The organism is Kitasatospora sp. NPDC091276, from assembly GCF_040684355.1.
In the GTDB taxonomy this organism is placed as follows: domain Bacteria; phylum Actinomycetota; class Actinomycetes; order Streptomycetales; family Streptomycetaceae; genus Kitasatospora.
In genome coordinates, this window is sequence record NZ_JBFBFU010000045.1 from 1 (window position 1) to 22,249 (window position 22,249).

At 73.5% G+C, this 22,249-nt stretch carries 21 protein-coding genes and 1 pseudogene; 10 read left to right on the plus strand and 12 right to left on the minus strand.

What is annotated here, in order from left to right; translation table 11 throughout:
* The first annotated feature begins 342 nt into the window (after positions 1–342).
* Complete coding sequence (locus tag AB0O19_RS35160; RefSeq protein ID WP_363625445.1) at positions 343–759, plus strand: hypothetical protein; 417 nt, start codon at positions 343–345, stop codon at positions 757–759.
* 90 nt (positions 760–849) lie between these two features.
* Here AB0O19_RS35160 and AB0O19_RS35165 read toward each other — a convergent pair whose 3' ends face one another.
* The 3 genes from AB0O19_RS35165 to AB0O19_RS35175 all read right to left on the minus strand — a co-directional run bounded on the left by AB0O19_RS35165 (position 850) and on the right by AB0O19_RS35175 (position 2,998).
* Complete coding sequence (locus AB0O19_RS35165; protein WP_363584751.1) at positions 850–1,263, minus strand: NTP pyrophosphohydrolase; 414 nt, start codon at positions 1,261–1,263, stop codon at positions 850–852.
* 89 nt (positions 1,264–1,352) lie between these two features.
* The gene (locus tag AB0O19_RS35170; RefSeq protein WP_363625447.1) at positions 1,353–1,763 is read right to left on the minus strand and encodes a PPOX class F420-dependent oxidoreductase; all 411 of its coding nucleotides are present in this window, start codon (positions 1,761–1,763) and stop codon (positions 1,353–1,355) included.
* Positions 1,760–2,998, minus strand: a complete 1,239-nt coding sequence (locus AB0O19_RS35175; protein ID WP_363625525.1) for a serine hydrolase — start codon at positions 2,996–2,998, stop codon at positions 1,760–1,762. The genes AB0O19_RS35170 and AB0O19_RS35175 overlap by 4 nt, the downstream gene beginning before the upstream one ends.
* Positions 2,999–3,294: 296 nt before the next feature.
* Here AB0O19_RS35175 and AB0O19_RS35180 point away from each other — a divergent pair, with 296 nt between their 5' ends.
* Positions 3,295–3,492, plus strand: coding sequence for a hypothetical protein (locus AB0O19_RS35180; RefSeq protein ID WP_363373336.1), 198 nt, complete (start codon positions 3,295–3,297; stop codon positions 3,490–3,492).
* An 8-nt stretch (positions 3,493–3,500) separates the two neighbouring features.
* Here the strand turns inward: AB0O19_RS35180 and AB0O19_RS35185 are convergent, their stop codons facing one another.
* Positions 3,501–4,316: a TetR/AcrR family transcriptional regulator C-terminal domain-containing protein gene (locus AB0O19_RS35185; RefSeq protein ID WP_363625449.1), complete on the minus strand. Its 816-nt coding sequence runs from the start codon at positions 4,314–4,316 to the stop codon at positions 3,501–3,503.
* 82 nt (positions 4,317–4,398) lie between these two features.
* On the opposite strand from AB0O19_RS35185, the gene AB0O19_RS35190 reads away from it, so the two are divergent.
* The 3 genes from AB0O19_RS35190 (at position 4,399) to AB0O19_RS35200 (ending at position 10,315) form a co-directional block, all read left to right on the plus strand.
* On the plus strand, positions 4,399–5,250 hold the full coding sequence (locus AB0O19_RS35190) for a siderophore-interacting protein (protein ID WP_363625451.1): 852 nt from the start codon (positions 4,399–4,401) through the stop codon (positions 5,248–5,250).
* A 495-nt stretch (positions 5,251–5,745) separates the two neighbouring features.
* Positions 5,746–9,189, plus strand: a complete 3,444-nt coding sequence (locus tag AB0O19_RS35195) for a S8 family serine peptidase (RefSeq protein ID WP_363625453.1) — start codon at positions 5,746–5,748, stop codon at positions 9,187–9,189.
* Between the two features lie 157 nt (positions 9,190–9,346).
* Entirely contained in the window at positions 9,347–10,315 is a 969-nt protein-coding gene (locus tag AB0O19_RS35200) for an alpha/beta hydrolase (protein ID WP_363584761.1), read from the plus strand.
* A gap of 63 nt (positions 10,316–10,378) precedes the next feature.
* Here the strand turns inward: AB0O19_RS35200 and AB0O19_RS35205 are convergent, their stop codons facing one another.
* The 4 genes and pseudogenes from AB0O19_RS35205 to AB0O19_RS35220 all read right to left on the minus strand — a co-directional run.
* Positions 10,379–10,579 carry a hypothetical protein gene (locus tag AB0O19_RS35205; RefSeq protein WP_063346158.1) on the minus strand — a complete coding sequence of 67 codons (201 nt, stop codon included), beginning with the start codon at positions 10,577–10,579 and terminating at the stop codon, positions 10,379–10,381.
* Between the two features lie 118 nt (positions 10,580–10,697).
* Complete coding sequence (locus AB0O19_RS35210) at positions 10,698–11,279, minus strand: TetR/AcrR family transcriptional regulator (RefSeq protein WP_363625455.1); 582 nt, start codon at positions 11,277–11,279, stop codon at positions 10,698–10,700.
* Between the two features lie 111 nt (positions 11,280–11,390).
* Positions 11,391–12,782: an amidase gene (locus AB0O19_RS35215; protein ID WP_363625456.1), complete on the minus strand. Its 1,392-nt coding sequence runs from the start codon at positions 12,780–12,782 to the stop codon at positions 11,391–11,393.
* Positions 12,769–12,990 (minus strand): annotated as a pseudogene (locus AB0O19_RS35220) (hypothetical protein); the annotation flags it as partial. The pseudogene AB0O19_RS35220 and the gene AB0O19_RS35215, both read right to left, overlap by 14 nt.
* Before the next feature lie 206 nt (positions 12,991–13,196).
* Here AB0O19_RS35220 and AB0O19_RS35225 point away from each other — a divergent pair.
* Together AB0O19_RS35225 and AB0O19_RS35230 are read left to right on the plus strand one after the other, a co-directional pair.
* Positions 13,197–14,105, plus strand: coding sequence for an MBL fold metallo-hydrolase (locus AB0O19_RS35225; protein ID WP_363625458.1), 909 nt, complete (start codon positions 13,197–13,199; stop codon positions 14,103–14,105).
* Between the two features lie 458 nt (positions 14,106–14,563).
* Complete coding sequence (locus AB0O19_RS35230) at positions 14,564–15,232, plus strand: DUF4328 domain-containing protein (RefSeq protein WP_363625527.1); 669 nt, start codon at positions 14,564–14,566, stop codon at positions 15,230–15,232.
* A gap of 29 nt (positions 15,233–15,261) precedes the next feature.
* On the opposite strand, the gene AB0O19_RS35235 is transcribed toward AB0O19_RS35230, so the two are convergent.
* The 3 genes from AB0O19_RS35235 to AB0O19_RS35245 form a co-directional block, all read right to left on the minus strand.
* Complete coding sequence (locus AB0O19_RS35235; RefSeq protein ID WP_363625460.1) at positions 15,262–16,692, minus strand: VWA domain-containing protein; 1,431 nt, start codon at positions 16,690–16,692, stop codon at positions 15,262–15,264.
* Positions 16,689–17,567, minus strand: a complete 879-nt coding sequence (locus AB0O19_RS35240; protein WP_363625462.1) for a MoxR family ATPase — start codon at positions 17,565–17,567, stop codon at positions 16,689–16,691. Before AB0O19_RS35240 ends, AB0O19_RS35235 begins: the two co-directional genes overlap by 4 nt.
* 272 nt (positions 17,568–17,839) lie before the next feature.
* A complete protein-coding gene (locus AB0O19_RS35245; RefSeq protein WP_363584783.1) occupies positions 17,840–18,511 on the minus strand; it encodes a Tat pathway signal sequence domain protein in 672 nt (223 codons plus the stop codon).
* Between the two features lie 387 nt (positions 18,512–18,898).
* On the opposite strand from AB0O19_RS35245, the gene AB0O19_RS35250 reads away from it, so the two are divergent.
* From AB0O19_RS35250 to AB0O19_RS35260, 3 genes are all read left to right on the plus strand, one after another.
* On the plus strand, positions 18,899–19,651 hold the full coding sequence (locus AB0O19_RS35250; RefSeq protein ID WP_363625464.1) for a TetR/AcrR family transcriptional regulator: 753 nt from the start codon (positions 18,899–18,901) through the stop codon (positions 19,649–19,651).
* Positions 19,652–19,793: 142 nt separating this feature from the next.
* Positions 19,794–20,450: a DUF6230 family protein gene (locus tag AB0O19_RS35255; protein ID WP_363584787.1), complete on the plus strand. Its 657-nt coding sequence runs from the start codon at positions 19,794–19,796 to the stop codon at positions 20,448–20,450.
* A gap of 2 nt (positions 20,451–20,452) precedes the next feature.
* The gene (locus AB0O19_RS35260; protein WP_363625466.1) at positions 20,453–20,962 is read left to right on the plus strand and encodes a DUF6114 domain-containing protein; all 510 of its coding nucleotides are present in this window, start codon (positions 20,453–20,455) and stop codon (positions 20,960–20,962) included.
* A gap of 97 nt (positions 20,963–21,059) precedes the next feature.
* Here the strand turns inward: AB0O19_RS35260 and AB0O19_RS35265 are convergent, their stop codons facing one another.
* Positions 21,060–22,154: an NAD(P)-dependent alcohol dehydrogenase gene (locus AB0O19_RS35265; RefSeq protein ID WP_363584789.1), complete on the minus strand. Its 1,095-nt coding sequence runs from the start codon at positions 22,152–22,154 to the stop codon at positions 21,060–21,062.
* Positions 22,155–22,249 lie beyond the last annotated feature (95 nt).

Genomic DNA, 22,249 nt, shown 5'->3' on the forward strand with positions numbered 1-22,249 from the left:
TCGACACATCCGGATCAACGCCACACGACCGGTCCGGGACACTCCCGGACCGGTCACACCATACGAATCAACGACCCGCGAAGTACGGGACTAGATGCCGGTGCCCGTGGTCGGGTTCCGGGAGGCGCCCATACGCGTTCAGCCCCGGGGTCGCTTCAGCCCGCCGCGCGGGGGCGTGGTTCGAGGGCCGGGGTTCGGGCGAATCCGCCCTCGGCGAAATCTGATCGTCATAAGATCCCTTCGTGTGCCGAGGGTCGGCACCCGGCCCGGCCGCGCGCGCTCGTGCGGCCGGACGGATGGTCAACGCAGCGGGGAGTAGCGATGACACGTACGGGGAAGCGAATGCTGGCCGCCAGCGCGGCCGCCCTGGCGGCGGTACTGGCGGTCGCCGGGACGGCCGCGGCGCAGCCGGGCCCGGCTGCGGTCCAGAGCGGTATGGGCACGGGGGAGATCCTGCCGCACCCGGGGGAGACGGGCCTGATCTGGATCCCGGACTGGATCGGCGACGGCGGCGCGGTGACGGCCTCCGTCAACCCCTCGCAGCCCTTCACCGTGACGGTGGGCTGCCAGGGCGGCGGCTCGGTCCAGGTCCACGTCGCCGGCCTGGCGCCGGCCGACTTCACGGTCCAGTGCCCGGTCGGCGCGACCGGCATCGGCTCGGTGGAGATCCCCGCCCGGCCCGGCCGGGACCTCCTGTTCACGGTGACCGCCTCCGACCAGGCGATCCACTGGGGCATGTACGCCACCCAGGCGGACTGACCCCGCCGCGGGTCCCGGAACGGGTCCCGTTCGGTCCTGCCGCGCGCGACAGGACTGAACGGGACTGAACGGGACTGAACGGGACCGGCCCTAACGCCGCACGCTGCGCGGCCCGGTGACCGCCGCGCCCAGCGCGCCGACCCGGGCCCGCAGTTCGCGGTCGGCGGTGACGACCAGGCAGTCCCGGTCCGGCTGTTCGGCTCTGGCCGCCCGGACCAGCTCGACGATCCGGTCGTCACCGCTGCCGGCCGCCGCGACCACCCGCACCTCGGGCAGCCCGTCCACACCCCGGGCCGCGCCCTCCACGACCAGCACCACCTCCAGCGGCCCGGGCCGCTCCGGCAGGCCCTGCCCGGCGACGGCGACCAGCGCGTCCCGCAGCCGCTCGGCGGCGCCCCGTCGATCCCGCCACCACCCGTCGGGCACCGACCCGACCACGTTGGCCGCGTCCACCACCAGCAGCGGCAGCCCGCCCCGGGCCCCGTCCGCGTCCCTGTCCTCCATGGCCTCTCCCACGCCCTTGCTCGTCACGCCTTTCCCCGGGCCGGCCCGGCCCGGCGAGTGACCGGGGGCCCCGCCAGCCGGGTGGCGCGTCAGGTGAGGGTGATCCGGATGCCGACGGTGCCGCGCTCGCCGCGGCGCAGGCGGCTGCCGAGCAGGGTGAGCACACCGAGCAGGCCGTACTTCTGGCGCAGCAGGGTGCGGTAGGCGGCGGTGCGTTCGGGGCTGAGGATCTCGGCGGTGGCGGGGTACTGCTCGCCGGTCGGCCGGCCCTTGACGTCGCAGGGGCCCACCAGGACGTCCGCGCGGTTGCGGATCCGCTTGACCTTCCAGGAGTCGGCGACGGTCCAGACGCCGAGCGCCTCGCCGTCGCGCACCACCCACACCGGGGTCGGCACGGTGGTGCCGTCCTTCTTGTAGGTGGTGACGAGCAGGTAGCTCCCGGAGGAGAGGCTGACGATCCGGGCGAGCCGGTCGGAGGAAACGGGGTCGGGCGTGGTCATGGCCGGAAGTCTAGGGCGTGCCTGACCAGGGCCCGGGCCCGGCGGGCCAGCCCGCGGTGGCCGTGCCCGCCGAGGGCGGTGGCGCCCGGGTCGGGGAGCGCGGCCGGGTCGGCGGCGAGTGCGGCGCGGCGGCGGGCGGCGGTGCGCCCGGCGGCCCACAGGGCGAGGACGGCGCCGAGTGCGATGGCCGTCCAGGCGGCCGGGGCGAGGCCGGGGTCGTTGCCCCGGACGGCCTGCGGGTGGGCCTGGCCGGCGATGGCGGCGGGGGCGGCGGAGGAGGCAGCGCCGGCCCGGCCGGTGATGGTGGCCGGGTGGGCGGCGGCGGTGTCCTCCACCAGTTGCCCGACCGGCTGGACCTTGCCGGCCGCCGCGAAGCCCCAGTCGAGCAGTTCGGCCGCCTCGTCGTAGACCCGGGTCTGGGTGTCCGGGTGCATCACCGTCACCAGCAGCGTGCGGCCGCCGCGCTGGGCGGCGCCGGTGAAGGTGGCGCCCGCGTTGGTGGTGTAGCCGTTCTTGACGCCGATCAGGCCCTGGTACTTGCCGAGCAGCCGGTCGGTGTTGGCGATGTCGAAGCTGGTGCGCTGCCCGGTGAGCTTGTCGAGTCCGCCGGGGAAGTGCGCGGTGCGGGTGGAGCAGTAGGAGCGGAAGTCGGCGTTGCGCAGCCCGGCGCGGGCGAACAGGGTGAGGTCGTAGGCGGAGGAGACCTGGCCGTCCATGTCGTAGCCGTCGGGGGAGACCACCTTGGTGTCGCGGGCTTGCAGGGCCTGGGCGCGGGCCTGCATCTCGGCGACGGTCTGCTGGAGGCCGCCGTTCATGTGCGCGAGGACGTGGACGGCGTCGTTGCCGGAGCTGAGGAAGACGCCCCGCCAGAGGTCCTCGACGCGGTACGGCAGGTCCTCCTTGACGCCGACGAGGCTGCTGCCGGCGCCGACGTTGGCCAGTTCGGCCGTGGTGACCTTGTGCTCCGTCGTGCGGTCGAACTTGGGCAGCACGGTGTCCGCGAAGAGCATCTTCAGGGTGCTGGCCGGGGGGAGCTGGAGGTGGGCGTTGTGGGCCGCGAGGACCTCGCCGGTGCCGGCGTCGGCGACCAGCCAGGACCGCCCGGTCAACGTGGGCGGCAGCGCGGGCGCCCCGGCCAGCGGAGCGACCTGGACGGCGGACCGGCCGAGCCGTTCGCCGCCGATCGCACCGGCGGCGTCCTGCCCGGGGGCGGTCGGGGCGCCGGCGGCGAGCATCAGGGCGGACACCGCGGCGGCCGCCGCCACTCTGCTGACATGCTGTGGCATCTGCTGCACACGGCGAACGTACCCGGGGCGCGGCCGGGCCGCCGCGCCTGCTGCTCCGTCCGGACCCCGGGCGGGTACGGCGGTCCGGACCCCGGGCGGTACGGCCCCGGGACGGCCGGGCGGCGGGCGGGCGGCGACCGGCGGCTCCGGGACGGCCGGCGGAAGCCGCCGGGACGACTTTGGTCATCCCCGGGTCGCGCCGAAAGTCGGATTCCCGGGCGCCGGGAGCTGCCTAGGCTCGGGGCATGAAGACGCTGCTCGGCTATCTCGGTTTCGTGCTGATCCTCGGCGGCGGGTCCGGCCTGGCGGCGGACTGGCTGGGGGGCTTCCGGCTGTTCGGCTTCGTCCGTTTCCTGGTCCCGGACGGCCATGAGACCGCCGGGTACGCCACCCTGCTGGTGCTCGGCATCCTGCTGGCGATCCCGGCGGCCCGCCGAGGCTGATCAGCGGCTCAACCCGAGCCCTGATCCGCGCCCCGACCGGCACCCCGACCGGCACTCTGATCAGCCCCCGCCCCCGAGGCCGCCACGCCGTCGAGCAGGACGGCGAGCCCGGTGCGGAAGGCCGCCCGGTCGCGGTCCTGCGGCGTGCCGTCGGCGGCGCCCTGGAGGGCGGTCAGCAGGGGGAAACGCTCGGTGAAGTCCGGTGCCAGTTCGGCGAGTCGGGCGGACCGGGCGGTCCACCAGTCCTCGTCGGCGATGCCGGTCGCGGCGGCGGCGCCGCGTGATTCGGCGGCCACGGCGGCCGTGCCGCGGACGAACTGCCAGAGCGCCGCGACGACGCCGTGCAGCCGCGGGGGTGCGAGGGCGGCCGGTTGCAGGGCACGCAACAGGCTTTCCATGGCGGCGAGTTCGGCCGGTCCGAGCACCGGGCGGGCCTGCGATACCTGGAGGATCCAGGGGTGGCGCAGGTAGCAGGCGTACAGTTCCTCGGCCCAGGCGGTGACGGCGGGGCGCCAGCCCTCCAAGTCCGCGACGGAAGGCCGCAGTTCGCCGAGTGCCCGGTCGTGCATCAGGTCGAGGAGTTCGGCCTTGCCCGGGACGTAGGTGTAGAGGGCCATGGCGGTGCGGCCGAGCCGTTCGCCGACGGCGCGCATCGAGAGCGCGGCCATGCCGTCCGCGTCGGCGACCGCGATGCCGGCGGAGACGATCGCGTCGACGCTGAGGCCCGGTTTGGGGCCGCTGCGCCCGGTGCGCGGTTGCGGTGGTGCGCCCCAGAGCAGGGACAGGGACCGGTGGGCGTCGCCCTGTCCGGCGTAGACGACCATGCAGCAACTCCTTATGGCGTAAAGTATCCTCGGCCACGACAACTCTTTATGTCGTAAGGTTATCAACCGAAGGGGTTTTGCGATGACACTGCCCGTCACCTTCGTCGAGGTCGTCGAGGTCCGCCGGATCACGCCGCGCACCGCCCGGGTCACCTTCGAGGCCGAGGCCCTGGCGGACTCCGTGGGCACGGCGCCCGACCAGCAGGTGAAGCTGTGCTTCCCCCGTCCCGGCCAGGCGGTGCCCGAGCTGCCCGCGCAGAGCGAGGACCCGATGAGCTGGTACCAGGCGTACCTGGCGATCCCCGAGGCGGGGCGCCCGCTGCTGCGCAGCTTCACCCTCCGGCGCCGGCGGCCCGGCACCCGCCTGGTCGAGATCGACTTCGTGCTGCACGGCGACACCGGTCCGGCCGCCGCCTGGGCGGAGCGCGCGGAGCCGGGGCAGCGGCTCGGGATGGTCGGCCCCTCGGCGCTGTACGCCCCGCCGGTCCCGCTCGCCGAGGCCGCCGCCGCTGCCGACTGGGTGCTGCTGGCGGGGGACGAGACGGCGCTGCCGGCGATCGCGACGCTGGTCGAGGCGCTGCCCGCCGGGGTGCGGGCCCTCGCGTTCGTCGAGGTCGCGGACGAGGCCGAGCGGCAGCCGCTGGAGAGCCGTGCCGAGCTGGCCGTGCACTGGTCGGTCCGGGGCGGGGCGGCCCCCGGGGTCGTGCTGGCCGGGGCCGTGCGGGCCGCCGCGCTGCCGGCCGGCGCGCCGTTCGCCTGGCTCGCGGGGGAGGCGGGCGCGGTGCGGGCGCTGCGCCGCCACCTGGTGGCGGAGCGCGGCGTGCCGAAGCGGTCGATCGACTTCGCCGGGTACTGGCGCCACCGGCTGACCCAGGACGACGCGCCCACCGCCGAGGATCTGGCGGACGCCCAGGAGCGATTGGCCGCCGGCTGATCGGGTGCTGATCGCTCGGCGGCCGGGGGATTCCGGCCACCGGGCGTCGGTGTGACCGCGCGCCCGTTCTGTCATGTCCGGTTTCAGAGTGGGTCCGGGGGGAAGGGTGTGTGGCGGTGCTGACGGTGTGTCCCAGGTGGCGGTGGTCCGCCACTGTCCAGAGTTCGCCACCGATTTTTTCCGACCGGGATCGGACAGTTCCGACCGGGTCTGGTCAGCGAAAAGGGGCGGACATGGCCCGATTTCTGCCGTGAATTTTACTTTCTGATGGTCTTTTTTACTTTCTAATGGGGATTTCCCCCCTTGTCGTGGTCGTGTCGGATGCGCTGGAATGCGACCGCTGTCGGGACGCGCGGTCCGGAGCAACCACGCGTCCGACCTGGATTCGCGTACGCTGGGCCGCGCAACCTGACGTCTCATCAGACGAAAGGATGTCCATTGATCGGCTGGCGGAAATCCCAGCTAGCAGCTGCCGTCACGGTCACCGCCGCGTCCATGGTCCTGACCTTCGGGTCCAGCGCCAACGCAGCTCCGCTCCCGGACCCGCAGAACGCCCCCGTGGCGTCCGCGGACGGGACCCCGGTGCCGGTGATCGTGATTCTCAAGGACCAGATAGCGGACGCCCCGGCCGACAACGGCCACCTCGGCGCCCGTAAGCAGAAGGCCGCGAACGCCCAGGCGCCGCTGCTGGACAAGGTCAAGGCCAACGGCGGCACCAACATCAAGAGCTTCGTGGTCGGGAACGCGTTCTCGGCCACGGTGAGCCCCGCGCTGCGTGCCGCGCTGCTGGCCGACCCGGCCGTCGCCTCGGTCGTCGCGGACGAGCAGGTCACTGTCACGCCGCCGGCCGCCGGCAAGGCCGCGGCCGCGAAGGACGCCGCGGACACCAAGTCCGGTGCCAAGTCGGCCAAGGCCGCCGCCCCGCAGGCCGTTTCGGGCAGCAACGGCCAGGGCGCCGAGCAGAACGCGACCAACACGATCTGCCCGTCCGACCCGTCCCAGCCGCTGCTGGAGCCGGAGGGCCTCTACTCGACGCACGCCGTCGGCGCCGACGGCAAGCCCGGCGCGGCCGACCTGGCCACCGGCAAGGGCGTCAAGGTCGCCTACATCGCGGACGGCCTCGACCCGAACAACCCGGACTTCATCCGGGCCGACGGCTCGCACGCGGTCGTCGACTACCAGGACTTCGCGGGCGACGGCGTGGACGCGCCGACCGGTGGCGCGGAGGCCTTCGGCGACGCCTCGGCGGTCATCGCCCAGGGCCGCCAGGTCTACGACGTCTCGAAGTTCGTGAACGCCTCCCGCGGTCTGCCGGCCGGCTGCAACATCCGCATCCGCGGCCTCGCCCCGGACGCCTCGCTGGTCGCCCTGCGGGCCGGCGGCGAGATCATGTCGAACTCGTCGATCCTGCAGTCCATCGACTACGCGGTCTCGGTCGCCAAGGTCGACGTGCTGAACGAGTCCTTCGGCGGCAACGTCACCCCGGACAGCGGCGCGCACGACACCATCTCGCTCTTCAACGACCAGGCCGTCAAGGCCGGTGTCACCGTCTCCGTCTCCACCGGCGACGCGGGCATCAGCGGCACCATCGGCACCCCGGCCACCGACCCGAACGTGATCGCGGTCGGCGCCTCGACGGACAACCAGAACTACCAGCAGACCGGCTACGCGGCCGCCCAGTTCTCCAACAAGGCCTGGAGCAACAACCGCATCTCCGCGCTCTCCTCGGGCGGCTTCACCCAGGCCGGCCGCACGGTCGACCTGGTCGCGCCGGGCGAGTCGGACTGGGCGCTCTGCTCGCCCGACACCAGCAAGTACACCGACTGCACCGGCTACAGCGGCCAGGGTTCGCCGATCCAGTCGTTCGGCGGCACCAGCCAGGCCGCGCCGTTCGTCACCGGCGCCGCGGCCCTGGTCATCCAGGCCTACCGCGACACCCACAACGGCCAGTCGCCCGCCCCGGCGCTGGTGAAGAAGTTCATCACCGGCACCGCCCAGGACCTCGGCGTCCCGGCCGAGGAGCAGGGCGCCGGCCTGCTGAACGTCCGCGCCGCCGTCGAGGCCGCCCGCGGCTACCACGCCGGCTCCGGCGCGTCGGACAGCAAGACCGTCGTCGTCACCACCGGTCAGGTCGACATCGCCGGCAACCCCGGCTCGACCCACACCGCCGACGTGACCGTCACCAACACCAGCTCCGCCCCGCAGACGGTCAGCGGCGCGACCCGTACCTTCGTGCCGCAGTCGAGCAACCAGCAGACCGTCCAGCTGGACACGGCCTCCACCGACACCTTCAAGTACGCCACCAACGGCGCCACCTGGGTGCAGAAGCAGGTCAAGTTCACCGTCCCGGCCGGCGCCGACCGCCTCGCGGCGTCGATCGCCTGGCAGGGTGCGGCCAGCCCGGTCACCAACGGCTCCGTGGTCCGCATGACGCTGCTCGACCCGTCGGGCCGCTTCGAGACCAACACCCGTCCGCAGGGCGGCGCCACCCCGGCCGACTTCGGCCTGGTGGACGTCCCGCACCCGGTGGCCGGCGAGTGGACCGCCGTCCTGTACACCCCGGCGGGCAAGGCCGGCTACAACGGCCCGGTCCAGCTGGGCACCGCCACCCAGCGCGCGGTGCCGGCCGGCGCCGTCAGCCCGAGCGTCGCGGACCTGAAGCCGGGTGAGACCAAGACCCTCAAGGTCCAGCTCACCACCCCGGGCACCAGCGGCGACTCCAGCCAGGCGATCACCGTCGCCAGCTCCAACGGCACCGCCACCAGCGTTCCGGTCGTGCTGCGCAGCCTCGTTCCGGTCAACCAGGGCAAGGGCGCCTTCACCGGCACCATCACCGGTGGCAACGGCCGCAACGCCTCGCCGACGCAGAGCTTCGCGTACGCCTTCGACGTCCCGAAGGGCCAGAAGGACCTGCGGGTCGGCGTCACCGTCGCCAAGGACCCGAAGCTGCTCATGCAGGGCGCGCTGATCAGCCCGAACGGCACCCCGATCGACATCGAGGGCAACGGCCTGCTCGACGCGCAGGGCAACCTGACCGGCACCACCGCCGGCGTCTCGGCCACCACCGTCAACCCGGCCGCCGGCCGCTGGCGGTTCGTCCTGAACGTGCTCGGCCCGGTCAGCGGCCAGGAGCTCGCCCAGGACTTCGCCGGCACCGTCGCGTTCAACCAGAACGTCGCCACCGCCGCCGGCCTGCCGAACGACCCGCACGCCAAGCTGGCGGCCGGCAAGCCGGTCACCGTCCAGGTGAACTACACCAACAACACCGTCGCCACCCAGAAGATCTCGGCCGACGGCCGCCTGGACCGCCGCACCGACATCCCGCTGGTGCCGCAGGGCGCCTCCGCGACGGTCACCCTGCCGCTGAGCCTCACCTCCGCGGTGCCGTCCTTCCTCGTCCCGCCGGGCACCGACCAGCTGAAGGCGGTGGCGGCCTCCTCGACGCCGGCCCACCTGGAGCTGTCCGGCACCACCGGCTCGCCGGACCTCTTCGGCGACCTGAAGAAGGCCCAGGACGGTTCGACCATCTCGGTCGTGACCGACAACGGCAGCGCGTCGCAGCCGGTCCTCCCCGGCGTGTGGGGCACCTTCCTGCAGCAGGTCGGCCCGTTCGGCACCGCCGGCGCCCCGGCCGGCACCGCCACCATCACCGCGACCGCGCACACCCAGGCGTTCGACCCGGCGCTGACCTCCAGCACCGGTGACCCGTACGCCCTGGCGGTCAACGCCTCGGCCCCGGCCGCCAACCCGGTGACCGTCCAGCCGGGCGCCAGCGGCTCGCTCCAGGTCACCGTGACCCCGACCGGTGCGAAGGGCAGCACCGTCCACGGTGTGCTGTACCTGGTGTCCGCCCCCAGCTCGGTGGCGACCGCCAACAACACCCTGGGCACCACCGGTTCGGTGCTCGCGGCGATCCCCTACAGCTACACGGTGAACTGACCTTCCATCACCACGCCGAGGCCGTCCCGGAGTTCCGGGGCGGCCTCGGCCGTTCTCCCCGGGGCGGCGGGAATGCCCCGCGCCCCGGCGGTGTTGCGCCGGGAAGGGCCGGGGCGAAACGGATGCCCCGGCCCTTCCACCGGACCGGGAGCGGGACTTGAACGACGCGATCAAGCACAGCCACGTCGAGGTGAACGGTGTCCGTCTGCACGTCGCGGAACAGGGCGAGGGCCCGCTGGTCCTGCTGCTGCACGGCTTCCCGGAGAGCTGGTACTCCTGGCGCCACCAGTTCGCCCCGCTCGCCGCGGCCGGCTACCGGGTCGTCGCCCCCGACCAGCGCGGCTACGCCCGCAGCGAGCAGCCCGAGCGGGTGGACGCGTACTCCCTGCTGCACCTGGTCGGCGACGTCACGGCGCTGATCCGCGCGCTCGGCGAGGAGCGGGCCGTCGTGGTCGGGCACGACTGGGGCGCGCCGGTCGCCTGGGCCACCGCCGCGCTGCGGCCGGACCTGGTGCGCGGGGTCGCCGGGCTGAGCGTGCCGCCGCTGCCCAGCGGGCCGCGGCCGCTGCGGGAGTCCCGGGAGAACTTCGGCGAGGGCTTCTACCAGAACTACTTCCAGGAGCCGGGCCGCGCCGACGCCGAACTGGCGGCCGACGTGAAGTCCAGCTTCCGCCGCATCCTGGGCGGTGGCCCGCGCGGTGGGGGGAAGCCGCAGCCGTGGGTCGTCCCCGAGGGCAAGGTCCTGCTGGACACCATCCCGGAGCCGGCGCAGCTGCCGGCCTGGCTCACCGAGGCGGACATCGACGCCCTCGCGGCCGACTACGCCCTGCACGGCGAGCACGCCTTCACGGGCGGGCTCAACTGGTACCGGAACATCGACCGCAACGCCGAACTGATGGCCGCCTTCGACGGCGTGACGATCGACGTGCCGGCGTTGTACGTGGCCGGCGAACAGGACATGGTGAACGCGCTCGTCCCACCGGAGGTGCTGGCCCACCTGCTGAGCCGGGTGCCCAAGCTGCACCGCCACGTCCGGCTGCCGGACACCGGGCACTGGACGCAGCAGGAGCGCCCGGCGGAGGTCAACGAGGCGCTGCTCGACTTCCTCAAGCACCTGGACGCCTGACGCCCGCCCGGCTCCGGCCCGGATGCCGGGTCGGAGCCGGGTTGCGGAGGTCCGGCGGCGCGATCAGTGGTGGTGGTGGCTGCCCATGGGGTGGTCGCAGGCGCGGCACCTCCGGATGAAGAGGAGGCTCAGGCCGACGGTGACCACCGCGCCGAGCGCCACCCCGGTGCCCCGCACCGTCTTGCGGGCCGCGTTGCCGCCGATCGAGCCGGTGCACCGCGAGCAGTTCTGGCATCCGGTCCGCACCGGGATCTTCTTCCCCACGACGCTTCCTCCCAGGCGAGGTCCCGACCAGCGGCCGGGCTCGTGAACGTCCCGCAGAAGCTTATAACTTGAGCTGCCCGTCGATAACGTGAGCTGCCCGTCCTCGCCCGGTGAACGATCATCCGCCCGAAGGACCGGCCCCGTACGGGTCGAGGAGTTCGGCCACGAGCCGGCGCGCGTACGCGGGGTCGAGGCCGGCCGGGCGGAAGAGGATGCGGTACATCAGGGGGGCGACGACGCCGTCCATGACCGCCTCGACGCCGGGCGTGTCCTCCCCGCGGCCGCCCGCCCGGCTCAGCACGGCGCCGACCTGTTCGGCCGCGTAGTCCGAGCACTGGCCGGCGTTGCCGCCGTCCGGGTCGCCGAGCAGGGCGTCGCGGATGTAGGCGCGGCCCGAGGGGGAGGCCATCTCGTCGAGGAACTGTTCGGCCCAGGCCGTCAGGTCGGACCGCAGGTCGCCCAGGTCCTCCGGCGCCGTGTCGGGCCGCAGGCGCTCCACCGCGACGTCGGACAGCAGCTCCTGGAGATCACCCCAGCGGCGGTAGACCGTCGACGGGGTGACGCCCGCGCGCTGCGCGACCAGCGGCACCGTCAGCGCGTCGCGGCCCACCTCGGCGAGGAGTTCACGCACAGCGGTGTGCACCGATGCCTGGACCCGGGCGCTGCGCCCGCCGGGGCGCACCATCTGTTTGCGACTCATGATAAACACCTTAAAGCACAATCCTTGCGTTTACGGGGTGCCGGGGTGCCGGGGCCCGCCTCGGAGCCGGACGGCGGGCCGGCGCCGTCCGGCCCGGCCCGCCTGCTGTTCTCAGGCCGCCGGCGCGAGCGCCCGGGCGGGCTGCGTCCGCTCGTAGGCGTGGCCGACCCGCAGCAGTGTGCGCTCTCCGAGCGGCCGGCCGAGCAGCTGCATGCCGATCGGCAGGCCCGCCGCGTCCCGGCCGACCGGGACGGACAGGGCGGGCACCCCGGTGATGTTGGCGGGGGCGGACAGGCGCACGTAGGCGTCGGGGACGCTCTCGACCGTGCCGTCGGGCCAGGTGACGGCCTCCTGGTCGGTCCGTACCGCGGTGACCGGGACGGTCGGGGCGGCGATCACGTCGACCTCCTCCAGCATCCGGGCCCACTCCTGCCGCATGAGCGTCCGGGAGCGCTGGGCGCGCAGGTAGTCCCCGGCGGTCATCAGCTCGCCGGCCTCCAGGAGGGCGCGGACGTCCGCCTGGTACAGCTCGGGCACCGCCCGCAGGGAGCGCTCGTGGTAGGCGGTGGCCTCCGGTGCCACCAGCCCCCACAGAGTCGCCTGGAGGTAGCGGGTCATCGGGATGTCGACGTCGACGAGCCGTGCGCCGAGTGCCTCCAGGTGCTCGATGGCGCGCCGGACGGCGGCCTCCACCTCCACGTCGACGCGGTCGAAGTAGTAGCTGCGCGGCACGCCGACGCGCAGCCCCGCCAGGTCCGTGTCCGCGCCCGGCCGGTGGCCGACGGCGGGGGTGGCCAGCGAGGCGGGGTCGCGCGGGTCGTGCCCGGCGAGGGCGTCCAGGACGAGGGCCGTGTCCTCGACGGTCCGGGCGATCGGGCCGACGTGGTCCAGCGACCAGGACAGGGACGCGACGCCGTGGCGGGGGACGAGGCCGTAGGTCGGCTTGAGGCCGACGACCCCGTTGAGCGCGGCGGGCACCCGGATCGAGCCGCCGGTGTCGGTGCCCAGCGCGAAGGTCGCGGCGCCCGCGGCGACGGCGACGGCGGATCCGCCGCTGGAGCCGCCGGCGACCCGGCCGCGGTCCCAGGCGTTGCCGGTCTGCGGGGTGGTCAGGCCGTAGGCGAACTCGTGGGTGTGCGTCTTGCCGACCAGGATCGCGCCGGCCGCGGCCAGGCGGGCGGCGACCGTGCTGTCGGCCTGCGCGCGGTGGTCGGCGCGGACCCGGGAGCTGGCCGTGGTGGCCAGCCCGGCGACGTCGATCAGGTCCTTGAGCCCCATCGGCACGCCGTGCAGCGGCCCCCGGTGCAGGCCGCGCGCCGCTTCCTGCTCGGCCTCGCGGGCCGCCCGGCGCGCCCGCTCCGCGGTGACCGCGACGTAGGCGCCGAGGTGCGGTTCGACCAGCTCGATGCGGTCGAGGACCGAGTCCGCCAGTTCGACGGGGGACAGTCGCCGGGCCCGGATCTCCTCCGCGGCGGCGGCGAGGGAGAGCTCATACGGCTGCATCGTGCGTCTCCTCATCCGTGTAGTGGGCGCTTTCCGCGCGGTAGGCGCTCGCGGGCGGGGTGTCCCCGAAGTCCAGCTCCCGCAGGACCGCGACGACGGAGAGCAGCTGGTTGGCGGTGGCCGCGACCGGGTCGTGGCGGTCGGCGGGCAGGGGGAGCCCGGCCCGGGCGGCCCAGCGGGCGGCCTCGGGCGGCGTGAGGTCGGTGGCGGGCCGTTCGGTGGCGGACGGACCGGTGGGAGGTTCGGCGGAGGGGCGTTCGGTGGTGGGCGGTTCGGCGGAGGACATGGGCGTTCTCTCCTGATCGGGGCTGGAGCGAGATGGCACCCGCACCAAAAGCTAACCGTTTGCGTTAGCCAGACTGTAGGTCCTACGATGGCTTAACGCAAACAGATTGCGTTTACGGGAGGAGTTCCATGTCCGGCGCCACGTCCGAAGCCCCCGCCCCCATCCCCGCCTGGACGGTGGGAGGCGTCACCGTCCATCGCATCGACGAGACCCTCCTGCCGCCCGCGACCGGGCCGTGGCTGCTGCCCGAGGCCACCCCCGAGGTGGTGACCGGCCACGACTGGCTGCACCCCCACTTCGCCGACCACGAGGGCGTCCTGCACCTCGACAGCCACAGCTTCGCGTTCGCCGTGGGCGGGCTGCGCGTCCTCGTCGACACCGGCATAGGCAACGGCAAGGAGCGGGCCAACCCGGCCTGGCACCACCTGCGGACCGACTACCTGGAGCGCCTCGCCACCGCCGGCTTCCCCCCGGACTCCGTCGACCTGGTGGTCCTCACCCACCTGCACGCCGACCACGTCGGCTGGAACACCCGGGAGGTGAACGGCGAGTGGGTCCCCACCTTCCCCCGCGCCCGCTACCTCACCTCCCGCGCCGAGCGGGAGTTCTGGGCCGGGTACGACCTGGAGGAGGCGCGCAGGCAGATGTTCCTCGACTCCGTGATCCCGGTCGAGCGGGCCGGTTTGCTGGACCTCGTCGACGTCCCGGCCGAGGGCGTCGAGATCACCCCGGGCCTGCGCCTGATCCCCACCCCCGGTCACACCCCCGGCCACGTCGCCGTCGAACTGACCAATCGGGGCGAGACGGCGCTGATCACCGGTGACTGCGTCCACCACCCGGTCCAGCTCGCCCACCCCGCCATCGGCGCCTGCGTCGACATCGACCCGTGGCAGTCCGAGGCCTCGCGCCGCAAGCTCCTCGGCTCCCTCGCCGACACGGACACCCTGCTGCTCGGCACCCACTTCGCGCCGCCCACCGCCGGTCGCGTGCGCACGGAGGGGGACGCCTACCGGCTGCTGCCCGTGCCCTCGGCCTGACGCCGCGTTCGACCTCCCCGGGACGCTCGCACCCCTTCACCAGTCCTGCGCCCGGGGTCCGTCGACCGCACACCCGGATCGAGCGGGACGGGTGCGCCGGGTCGGGGTGGTGACCCGGGGTCGGTTCCCCGGCGTTCGATTACCGCGCGATCTGTCGTTTATCCGGCGATACCGCCGCTGAGCTGCGAAATCTCGCTGGCAGCGGACGTCGATGATCCCCTAGAGTCGGCGCGCCCGCCCCGGTCGGGGCGCTGGCGGCACCGGCGTGCGAGTCCGAGCACGCGGCGATTCCAGGAGTTGACGATCTGATGGTGTGTGTGGCGTGTGGGGCGCGTCCCGCGGGGACCGAGAGCCGACGCTGCTTCGGCTGCGCGGAGGCGGCGCCGGGTTGGGCGGCGGCGCTCCGACCGGCGAACAGCCTTGCCATCGCGGTCTACGTCCTGCTGGGGGTGAACGCGATGCTGGCGGCGGGGGCGGTCGTGGCCGGCCTCTGGTCCGATGTCCTGCTGGGCCAGTTGGCGGACGGGTCGGCTGACCTCGACGACTTCGATGCCGTGGACTCCCTGGTGAAAGGGCTGAACGGGGTCTTCCTTCCGTTGGCGCTGGCCACCGCCGTGGTGTTCATCATCTGGTTCTACCGCATCCGCCAGAACGCCGACCTGCTGCTGCCGCACGGGCACCGGCGCGGACGCGGCTGGACCATCGGGGCCTGGGTCACCCCGTTCGTCCTGCTCTGGTTCCCCTGGCAGCTGATGGTGGACTGCTGGCGGGCGAGCGCTCCGCTGGACGCGGAGGGACGGCGCCGCACGGTGTCGGAGAAGGTCCTGGTCCTGTGGTGGTCCACCTGGATCGGCGCGCTGGTCGTCAACCGGATCGCCAACTCGATGATGAAGTACGTGAACCTGACGGTGCTCGACAGCCTGGAGGACCTGCGCGAGACCATCCGGGTGGAGACCGCCGGCTCGGCGCTGCGCCTGGTCGCGGCCGTCGCCGCGATCGTGGTGGTCCAGCGGCTGACGGCCATGCAGTGGGCGCGCCGGGCCGACATCAACCCGCTGGCCGCCAGGGCCGCCCAGGTGGCGGCCGAGGAAGCTCGGGCGCAGGCCCAAGCCCAGGCCCAGGCTTAGGCCGCCACGGTGGCGGACTCGGACACTCCCTACACCGGCAGCAGGCGGGCGATCAGTTCGCCGAGGCGGCGGGCGTTGCGGCAGGAGTGCATCTCCACGACGCCCGCGTAGGCGGCTGCGGCGGAGTCGCCGGTCCGCCAGAGGGCGGGCTGCTCGGGGTTGAGCCAGTGGACCCGCCGGGCCCGGTCGGCGATCCGGCGCAGTGCGTCCAGGTTCGGGTCGCGGTGGTTGTTGCGGGCGTCGCCGAGGATCAGCACGCTGGTGCGCGGGCCGACCGCGTCCAGGTGCCGTTCGGCGAACTCGCCCAGGGCGGAGCCGTAGTCGCTGTTGCCGTGGTGGCCCATCACCTTGGCCTCGGTGAGGATCCGGGCGGCGAGCCGGGCCGGGTCGGCGTCGCCGCGCGCCAGCAGGGCGGTGACCTCGGCGGTGCGGTTCACGAAGGCGAACACCCGTACCTTGCTGAACTGTTCGCTCATCGCCCGCACCAGCAGCATGGTGAAGTCGGCGAATCCGGCCACCGAGCCGGAGACGTCGCACAGCAGCACCAGTTCCGGCCGGGCCGGGCGGCGCAGCCGGTGGGCAGGGCGCAGCGGCACCCCGCCGGTGGACAGCGAGCGACGCAGGGTGCGGCGCAGGTCGATCCGTCCGCGTGCGGCGCGGCGGCGCCGGGCGGCCAGCCTGGTGGCCAGCTTGCGGGCCAACGGGTGGACGGTGCGGCGCAGTTCGGCGAGCTGGTCGCGGCCAGCGGCGAGGAAGTCGATCCGGTCGGCGGTGGGTGCGACGGCGCGTTCGGCGATCCGCTCGGCGCCGCGCAGTTCGGCGACCCGGCGGCGGGCCTCGGTGGCGACCAAGGCGCGGAAGTCCTGGATGCGGCGGCGGATCTCGTCGGCGAGGACGCGGTCGGACAGGTCCGGGGCGGTGGCCCGCTCGCGCAGGGCGGCGAGGATCCGGGCGAGCAGGGTCTCGGGGGCGAGTCGGCCGAGCGCCTGGTGGGCCGACCAGCCGTCCGAGGCCGGCGTGGCACCGGCGCCGTACCGGCCGAAGGCCTCCACCACCTCGCCGGCCAGCCGGGCCTGGGCGGCCCGGTCGTCGGCGGTCAGGGCGGCGGCGAGGCGCTCGCGCAGGTCGTCGCGCAGCGGGTCGGGGTGGCCGGGGCGCGGTGGCCGGGGGTCGTCCGGGAGTGCGGGCGGGTCGGCGCGGACGGCCTCGGGGGTGCCGACGCCGAGCGGGAAGAACAGGTCGAACGTGGCGTCGAAGACGGCCCGTTGGGTGTCCGAGCGCAGCAGCGCGGCGGCCAGGCCGGCCCGCATCTGCTCGCGGTCGGCGAATCCGAGGACGTCGAGGACGGCGGCCGCGTCGACCGTCTCGGCGGGGCCGATCCGCAGGCCGTGCCCGCGCAGCGCGCGGACCAGGCCGGTGAGCCGGGCGGCGGAATCGGCCGGGGGCGGGGCGGTGGTCATGCGGGGGTGAGCTTCTGCGCGGCCTTCCGGATGTCGTCCTGGTGCTTGAGGATCACCCCGAGGGTGTCCTGGACGACCGCCTCGTCGAGGGTGTCCGCGCCGAGCGCCAGCAGGGTGTGGGCCCAGTCGATGGTCTCGGCGACGGACGGCGCCTTGCGCAGGTCCATCGCGCGCAGCGCGCCGACCACCCGGACCAGCGAGGCGGCCAGCGTGTCGTCCAGGCCGGGCACCTTGAGCCGGACGATCTTCCGCTCCAACTCGGCGTCCGGGTAGTCGAGGTGGAGGAAGAGACAGCGTCGACGCAGTGCCTCGGACAGTTCACGGGTGGCGTTGGAGGTGAGCAGCACGAAGGGGCGGCGGCTCGCGGCGATGGTGCCGAGTTCGGGCACGGTGACCTGGAAGTCGCTGAGCACCTCCAGCAGCAGCGCCTCCACCTCGACGTCGGCCTTGTCCATCTCGTCGATCAGCAGCACGGTGGGCTCGTCGCCGCGGATGGCGGTGAGCAGCGGGCGGGTGAGCAGGAACTCCTCGCCGAAGATGTCGGTGCGGGCCTGGTCCCAGCCCTCGTCGCGGCCGGCGGTGATCCGCAGCAACTGCTTGGCGTGGTTCCACTCGTAGAGCGCGCGGGCCTCGTCGATGCCCTCGTAGCACTGGAGCCGGACCAGCCGGGCCCGGCCGATCGCGGCCACCGCCTTGGCGAGTTCGGTCTTGCCGACCCCGGCCGGGCCCTCGACCAGCAGCGGCTTGCCGAGCCGGTCGGCGAGGAAGACGGTGGTGGCCACGGCGGTGGAGGCCAGGTAGCCGGTGGCGGCCAGCTGGTCGGCGGTGTCCGCCACCGATGCGAAGAACCCCGTGCCGTCGCTGCTGCCGCTCATCTGCCCGCCCCGTTCCTGTCGGCCGTGTCCGTGCGGCAGCACCCTACCGGCCGGTCACTTCGCCGTCTCGGGGGTTCGGCGGGTGGCGAAGGCTGAGCCGGGCCGGCGGCGGGGCGTGCTTCTGGATCACCTGGCGGGCGTGCGGGCGTGCGGGCGCGCCGGAGCGGCGTACGGCGACCGCGGTCGCCGTACGCCGCTCGTCTGTTCCCGCCGGTCGGCCGTCAGTTGACGACGTCTGACCGAACGTCAGTCGGCGAAGGCCCCTCGGGTCGTCAGTTGACGAAGATGAGCGGGCTGCCCGCCACCGAGGTGTCGGTGACCGGGCCGTAGGTGGCGCTGAAGTAGCCGGTCGAGAAGCACAGGCCCGAGCCGGAGACCAGGTTGAACGGCTGGGAGGTGAAGCCGATGGTGTTGCCGGTGTTCGAGGTGGTGCCGGAGATGCCGGTGGTGGTCTGGTAGACGCAGTTGACGCTGCCGAGGATGGTGCTGAGCACGACCGTGGTCTTCATCGCGCCGGCCGCGCCGGGGGTGAGGGCGACCGGGTTGCCGGGGCCGTCGCCGACGGTGTTGGTGAACGGCAGGTTGTTGACGGTGATGCTCTTGACGCCGGTGACGCCGAGGACGTTGGAGGAGCAGGAGCCGAAGGTCTGGGTGTTGAGCTGCTCGACCGCGCTGCCGGGGGCGGCCGGGTTGGCCGTCACGGTGGCGGAGAAGGCCGAGTTGGCACAGCTGATGCCGCTCGTTCCGCTGGCGCTGCTGTAGAAGGTGGCGGTGGTGCCCGAGACCAGACTGGCGGTGAGGACGTCGCCGACGGCGACGTCCGGGCCGCTGCTGCTGCCGGTGGTCAGCACCGCGGAGCCGTCGGCCTGGGCGGGTGCGACGGCGGCGCAGGTGAAGGCGAGGGCGGCGAGGGCCGCGGTACCGAGCGTGCGGCGAAAGCGCATGAGGGTGACCTCTCTCCGTGCGGAGACGGGTGGGGGTGGCCCGCGGTGCGGGTGTGGTGGCGTGCACGGCGGGGGAGGTGCGTGGGCATGGCGTGCCGGGGGCTTCGCGGGGCCGTGGTGCGGCGGGCCCGGCGCCACGGGCCCGCTCGTACGGCACAGCGGTGTGAAGGTGCGGACGTGCGCTGCGAGTGCAGGAGTGCACGTCGGCGGCTGCCACCGCCGCGGGCCTGCGTCCGCTCGTGGTCCCGTGGCCCGGGCTGCTCGCCCGGGGCCGCCGGAGCCCCTGGAGGTCGTCCGGTGGTGACAGGGTCGCCCACCGGTTGGAAACCTGTCAGTGTTGTAAACCCGATGTTACGTCAATGTCAATACAGGTAACAGGAGTTGGTGATGGAACGGAAACACCTCCGAAGTGCCGACGTGATCCTGCTGCCGGGCGCGCGGGCCGGTCGTGACCCAGCCCGGTCCATCAAGCGCGGCCCGAGCCGGCTGCCCCCGGGCGTGGTGGCCGCGACCCAGCGCGAGCGGCTGCTCGACGGACTGGTCCAGACGGTGGCCGCGCGCGGCTACCAGCACGCCACGGTCAGCGACATCTGCCGCGCGGCCGGGGTGACCAGGCCGGTCTTCTACGAGCTGTTCAGCGGCAAGGAGGACGCCTTCCTGGCCGCGCACCGGCACGGCACCGGGGTGGTGCTCCGGCGGATGGCGGCGGCCTTCGCGGCGGAGTCCGACTGGTGCGCCGGGATCCGGCAGGCGCTCGGCGCGATGCTCCATCTGCTGGCGGGGACACCGGCCTTCGCGACCATGGCGGTGATCGAGATCGAGGCGGTCGGACCGGCCGGCCGCCGTGAGCGGGACCAACTCCTCACCCGGTTCCGGGCGTTCTTCGCCGAGGTGCCCCAACCACTGGGCGGTGTGCGGGTTGTGGAGCTGGTGGATGCCGTGGTGGGCGGGGTCTACAGCGCGCTCTACCGGCGGATCGACTCCGGTCGGACGGTTCAACTTCCGGAACTCCTGCCGGTGTTGAGCATGTTCTGTCTCGCGCCCTTCCTCGGCCCGGCGGAGGCGGCCGTCCGGCTCGGGTTGCCGATCGGTGAAGATCCTTCGTGCACCCGTATTGACCCGGCCACTACCGGGCAGTAGCTTCCCAGTTACTCAAAGCGCGGCCTGACCGTGCCCGCCCCGCTGCCGAGGGGCGGGCGGCCCGGTCGGGCCGTGGAACGCTGTCCGCGCCAGGGCACCGTGCCAGTGCCTGCACATCCCACCCACCCAACAGGGAGCACACATGGCCATGTCCGAGGACGCCGCCGCCGCGGCCGAGACCCCGGAGACGCCGACCGGCACCAGGAGAGGGCGGGTACGGCTCAAGCGCAGCGCCTGGATGGCCGTTCCGGCCGTCGCGGCGGGCGCCGTCCTGATGGCCCTCACCGCCCAGGGCGTACTCGCCGCCCAGTTCTCCATCAGCGGCATGCCGTTCACGATCACCGCGGACAAGCTCGACGGCAAGGGCTTCGCCCAGTTCGGCAGCCTGGACTCGATGATCCCCGACAGCCCCAACCAGGGCTCCACCGGCGGTCAGGTGCTGGTCGCGGTCTCGGCGATCAAGAAGGCCGAGATCACCAACCTGTGCCAGAGCGTGGACCTCGGTGGCGTCAACCTGGTGATCCACGCCGGCGACGCCGGCACCCCCGTCTCCGCCACCGACCTCACCACCGACTCCGACATGCTGTCCGGTGACGCGGAGTTCACCAACATCGAGATCGGCGGCGACGCCAGCACCTACACCAAGGCCGGCAACGCGGGCAAGGGCAACCCGGGCGTCTTCGGGCAGCAGGCCGACACCGTCGTGCTGACGCACCTCAAGCAGCACAACTACGCGAGCACCGCCGTCGGTTTCAAACTGCCCAACCTGCGGCTGAGCTTCAGCTCCCAGGGCTGCTGACCATGACGGAGTCCGTACCGGAGCCGGCCGGTTCCGGCGAGGGCGTCGCGGAGGGGGCCGTGGGGACGGCTCCCGCCCCCGCCCCCGCCACCACCCGACCGGTCAAACGCGACTGGCGGGGCCAGCGGCCGTTCTGGGGCGGGCTGCTGGTGCTGTTCGGCGGCGCCGAGATCCTGTTCACCCTGCGTGCCCCGCTGCCCGTCGTCCTGCACATCGGGATGCAGGGGCTGGCGGGCTACCTGGTGCCGGCGGTGATGGTGCTGTGCGGCCTGCTGATCCTGTTCAACCCGGCCCAGCGGCTGTTCTACTCCGTCCTCGCCGTGCTCGCCGCGCTGGCGAGCTGGCTCACCTCCAACCTGGGCGGCTTCGTGATCGGGATGCTGCTCGGACTGGTGGGCGCCTGCCTCACCTTCGGCTGGCTGCCCGATCAGCCGCTGCGCCGGGGGCGGCAGCGGCGGGAGGACCGGCGCCAGGAACGCCGGTCGTCCCGAGCGGGCACGGCCGGGGTCTAGCCCGAGGCGCCCCGACGGCGCCCGCCCCCTGGTGATGGGAGAGCACCAGGGGGCGGGGCGTCGGGGCACGGGGGAGTGCGGGGTCGGGCCGTGACGGTCAGATCGTCGCGGCGTCGATCACGAAGCGGAACCGGACGTCGCCGGCCAGCACCCGCTGGTAGGCCTCGTTGACCTGCTCGGCGCGGATCAGCTCGATCTCCGCGGTGATGCCGTGCTCGCCGCAGAAGTCCAGCATCTCCTGGGTGGCCGGCAGCCCGCCGATCATCGAACCGGCCAGCGAACGGCGGCCGGAGAGCAGCGCGTGCGCGTTCACCGTGACCGGCTTCTCCGGCGCGCCGACCTGCACCATGGTGCCGTCGGTGCGCAGCAGGCCGAGGTAGGCGCTCAGGTCGAGGTCGGCGGAGACCGTGTTGACGATCAGGTCGAAGGTGCCCGCGAGCTCGGTGAAGGTGGCCGGGTCGGAGGTGGCCCGGTAGTGGTCGGCGCCGAGCTTCAGCCCGTCCTCGCGCTTGCGCAGCGACTGGCTGAGCACGGTGACCTCCGCGCCCATGGCGTGGGCGAGCTTCACGCCCATGTGGCCGAGCCCGCCGAGGCCCACGATCGCGACCTTCCTGCCCGGCCCGGCGCCCCAGTGCGCGAGCGGCGAGTACAGCGTGATGCCGGCGCACAGCAGCGGCGCGGCGGCGTCCAGCGGCAGGTTGTCGGGGATGCGCAGCGCGTACGCCTCGTCGACGACCAGCTTCGAGGAGTAGCCGCCGTAGGTCGGCAGGCCGTCGTGGCCGACGCTGTTGTAGGTGAAGACGGTGCCGCCCTGGCCGGTGCAGTACTGCTGGAGGCCGGCCCGGCAGTTGTCGCACTCCCGGCAGGAGTCGACGATGCAGCCGACTCCGACCCGGTCGCCGGCCTGCCAGCGGGTGACGCCCGGGCCGACCTCGGTGACCACGCCCGCGATCTCGTGGCCCGGGACCATCGGGAAGATGCCGGTGCCCCAGTCCTCGCCGACCTGGTGGATGTCGGAGTGGCAGATGCCGCAGAACTTGATGTCGATCACGATGTCGTGCTCGCCCACCGCCCTGCGGGTGACGGTGGTCTTCTCCAGCGGGGAGTCGGGCCGCGCCGCGGCGTAGGCGGCGACCGTGCGGGTGGTGCCCTCGGTGGTGCTCGTCGTCGTTGCGTTCGTCGAGTTCGTCATGTTTCCAGCCTGCGCCGGTGCGGCGCGACCAGCCAGACCAGAGCCTTTCGTACGTACGCCACGCCTAGGGACCCCGGACGTACGACCACGGAACG

What these genes read in the sequence shown, in the direction of transcription:
- AB0O19_RS35160 (WP_363625445.1), top strand. Translation starts at nt 343, where the DNA reads ATGCTGGCCGCCAGCGCGGCCGCCCTGGCGGCGGTACTGGCGGTCGCC.
- AB0O19_RS35165 (WP_363584751.1), bottom strand. Translation starts at nt 1,263, where the DNA reads ATGGAGGACAGGGACGCGGACGGGGCCCGGGGCGGGCTGCCGCTGCTG.
- AB0O19_RS35170 (WP_363625447.1), bottom strand. Translation starts at nt 1,763, where the DNA reads ATGACCACGCCCGACCCCGTTTCCTCCGACCGGCTCGCCCGGATCGTC.
- AB0O19_RS35175 (WP_363625525.1), bottom strand. Translation starts at nt 2,998, where the DNA reads ATGCTCGCCGCCGGCGCCCCGACCGCCCCCGGGCAGGACGCCGCCGGT.
- AB0O19_RS35180 (WP_363373336.1), top strand. Translation starts at nt 3,295, where the DNA reads ATGAAGACGCTGCTCGGCTATCTCGGTTTCGTGCTGATCCTCGGCGGC.
- AB0O19_RS35185 (WP_363625449.1), bottom strand. Translation starts at nt 4,316, where the DNA reads ATGGTCGTCTACGCCGGACAGGGCGACGCCCACCGGTCCCTGTCCCTG.
- AB0O19_RS35190 (WP_363625451.1), top strand. Translation starts at nt 4,399, where the DNA reads ATGACACTGCCCGTCACCTTCGTCGAGGTCGTCGAGGTCCGCCGGATC.
- AB0O19_RS35195 (WP_363625453.1), top strand. Translation starts at nt 5,746, where the DNA reads ATGGTCCTGACCTTCGGGTCCAGCGCCAACGCAGCTCCGCTCCCGGAC.
- AB0O19_RS35210 (WP_363625455.1), bottom strand. Translation starts at nt 11,279, where the DNA reads ATGAGTCGCAAACAGATGGTGCGCCCCGGCGGGCGCAGCGCCCGGGTC.
- AB0O19_RS35215 (WP_363625456.1), bottom strand. Translation starts at nt 12,782, where the DNA reads ATGCAGCCGTATGAGCTCTCCCTCGCCGCCGCCGCGGAGGAGATCCGG.
- AB0O19_RS35225 (WP_363625458.1), top strand. Translation starts at nt 13,197, where the DNA reads ATGTCCGGCGCCACGTCCGAAGCCCCCGCCCCCATCCCCGCCTGGACG.
- AB0O19_RS35230 (WP_363625527.1), top strand. Translation starts at nt 14,564, where the DNA reads ATGCTGGCGGCGGGGGCGGTCGTGGCCGGCCTCTGGTCCGATGTCCTG.
- AB0O19_RS35235 (WP_363625460.1), bottom strand. Translation starts at nt 16,692, where the DNA reads ATGACCACCGCCCCGCCCCCGGCCGATTCCGCCGCCCGGCTCACCGGC.
- AB0O19_RS35240 (WP_363625462.1), bottom strand. Translation starts at nt 17,567, where the DNA reads ATGAGCGGCAGCAGCGACGGCACGGGGTTCTTCGCATCGGTGGCGGAC.
- AB0O19_RS35245 (WP_363584783.1), bottom strand. Translation starts at nt 18,511, where the DNA reads ATGCGCTTTCGCCGCACGCTCGGTACCGCGGCCCTCGCCGCCCTCGCC.
- AB0O19_RS35250 (WP_363625464.1), top strand. Translation starts at nt 18,899, where the DNA reads ATGGAACGGAAACACCTCCGAAGTGCCGACGTGATCCTGCTGCCGGGC.
- AB0O19_RS35255 (WP_363584787.1), top strand. Translation starts at nt 19,794, where the DNA reads ATGGCCATGTCCGAGGACGCCGCCGCCGCGGCCGAGACCCCGGAGACG.
- AB0O19_RS35260 (WP_363625466.1), top strand. Translation starts at nt 20,453, where the DNA reads ATGACGGAGTCCGTACCGGAGCCGGCCGGTTCCGGCGAGGGCGTCGCG.
- AB0O19_RS35265 (WP_363584789.1), bottom strand. Translation starts at nt 22,154, where the DNA reads ATGACGAACTCGACGAACGCAACGACGACGAGCACCACCGAGGGCACC.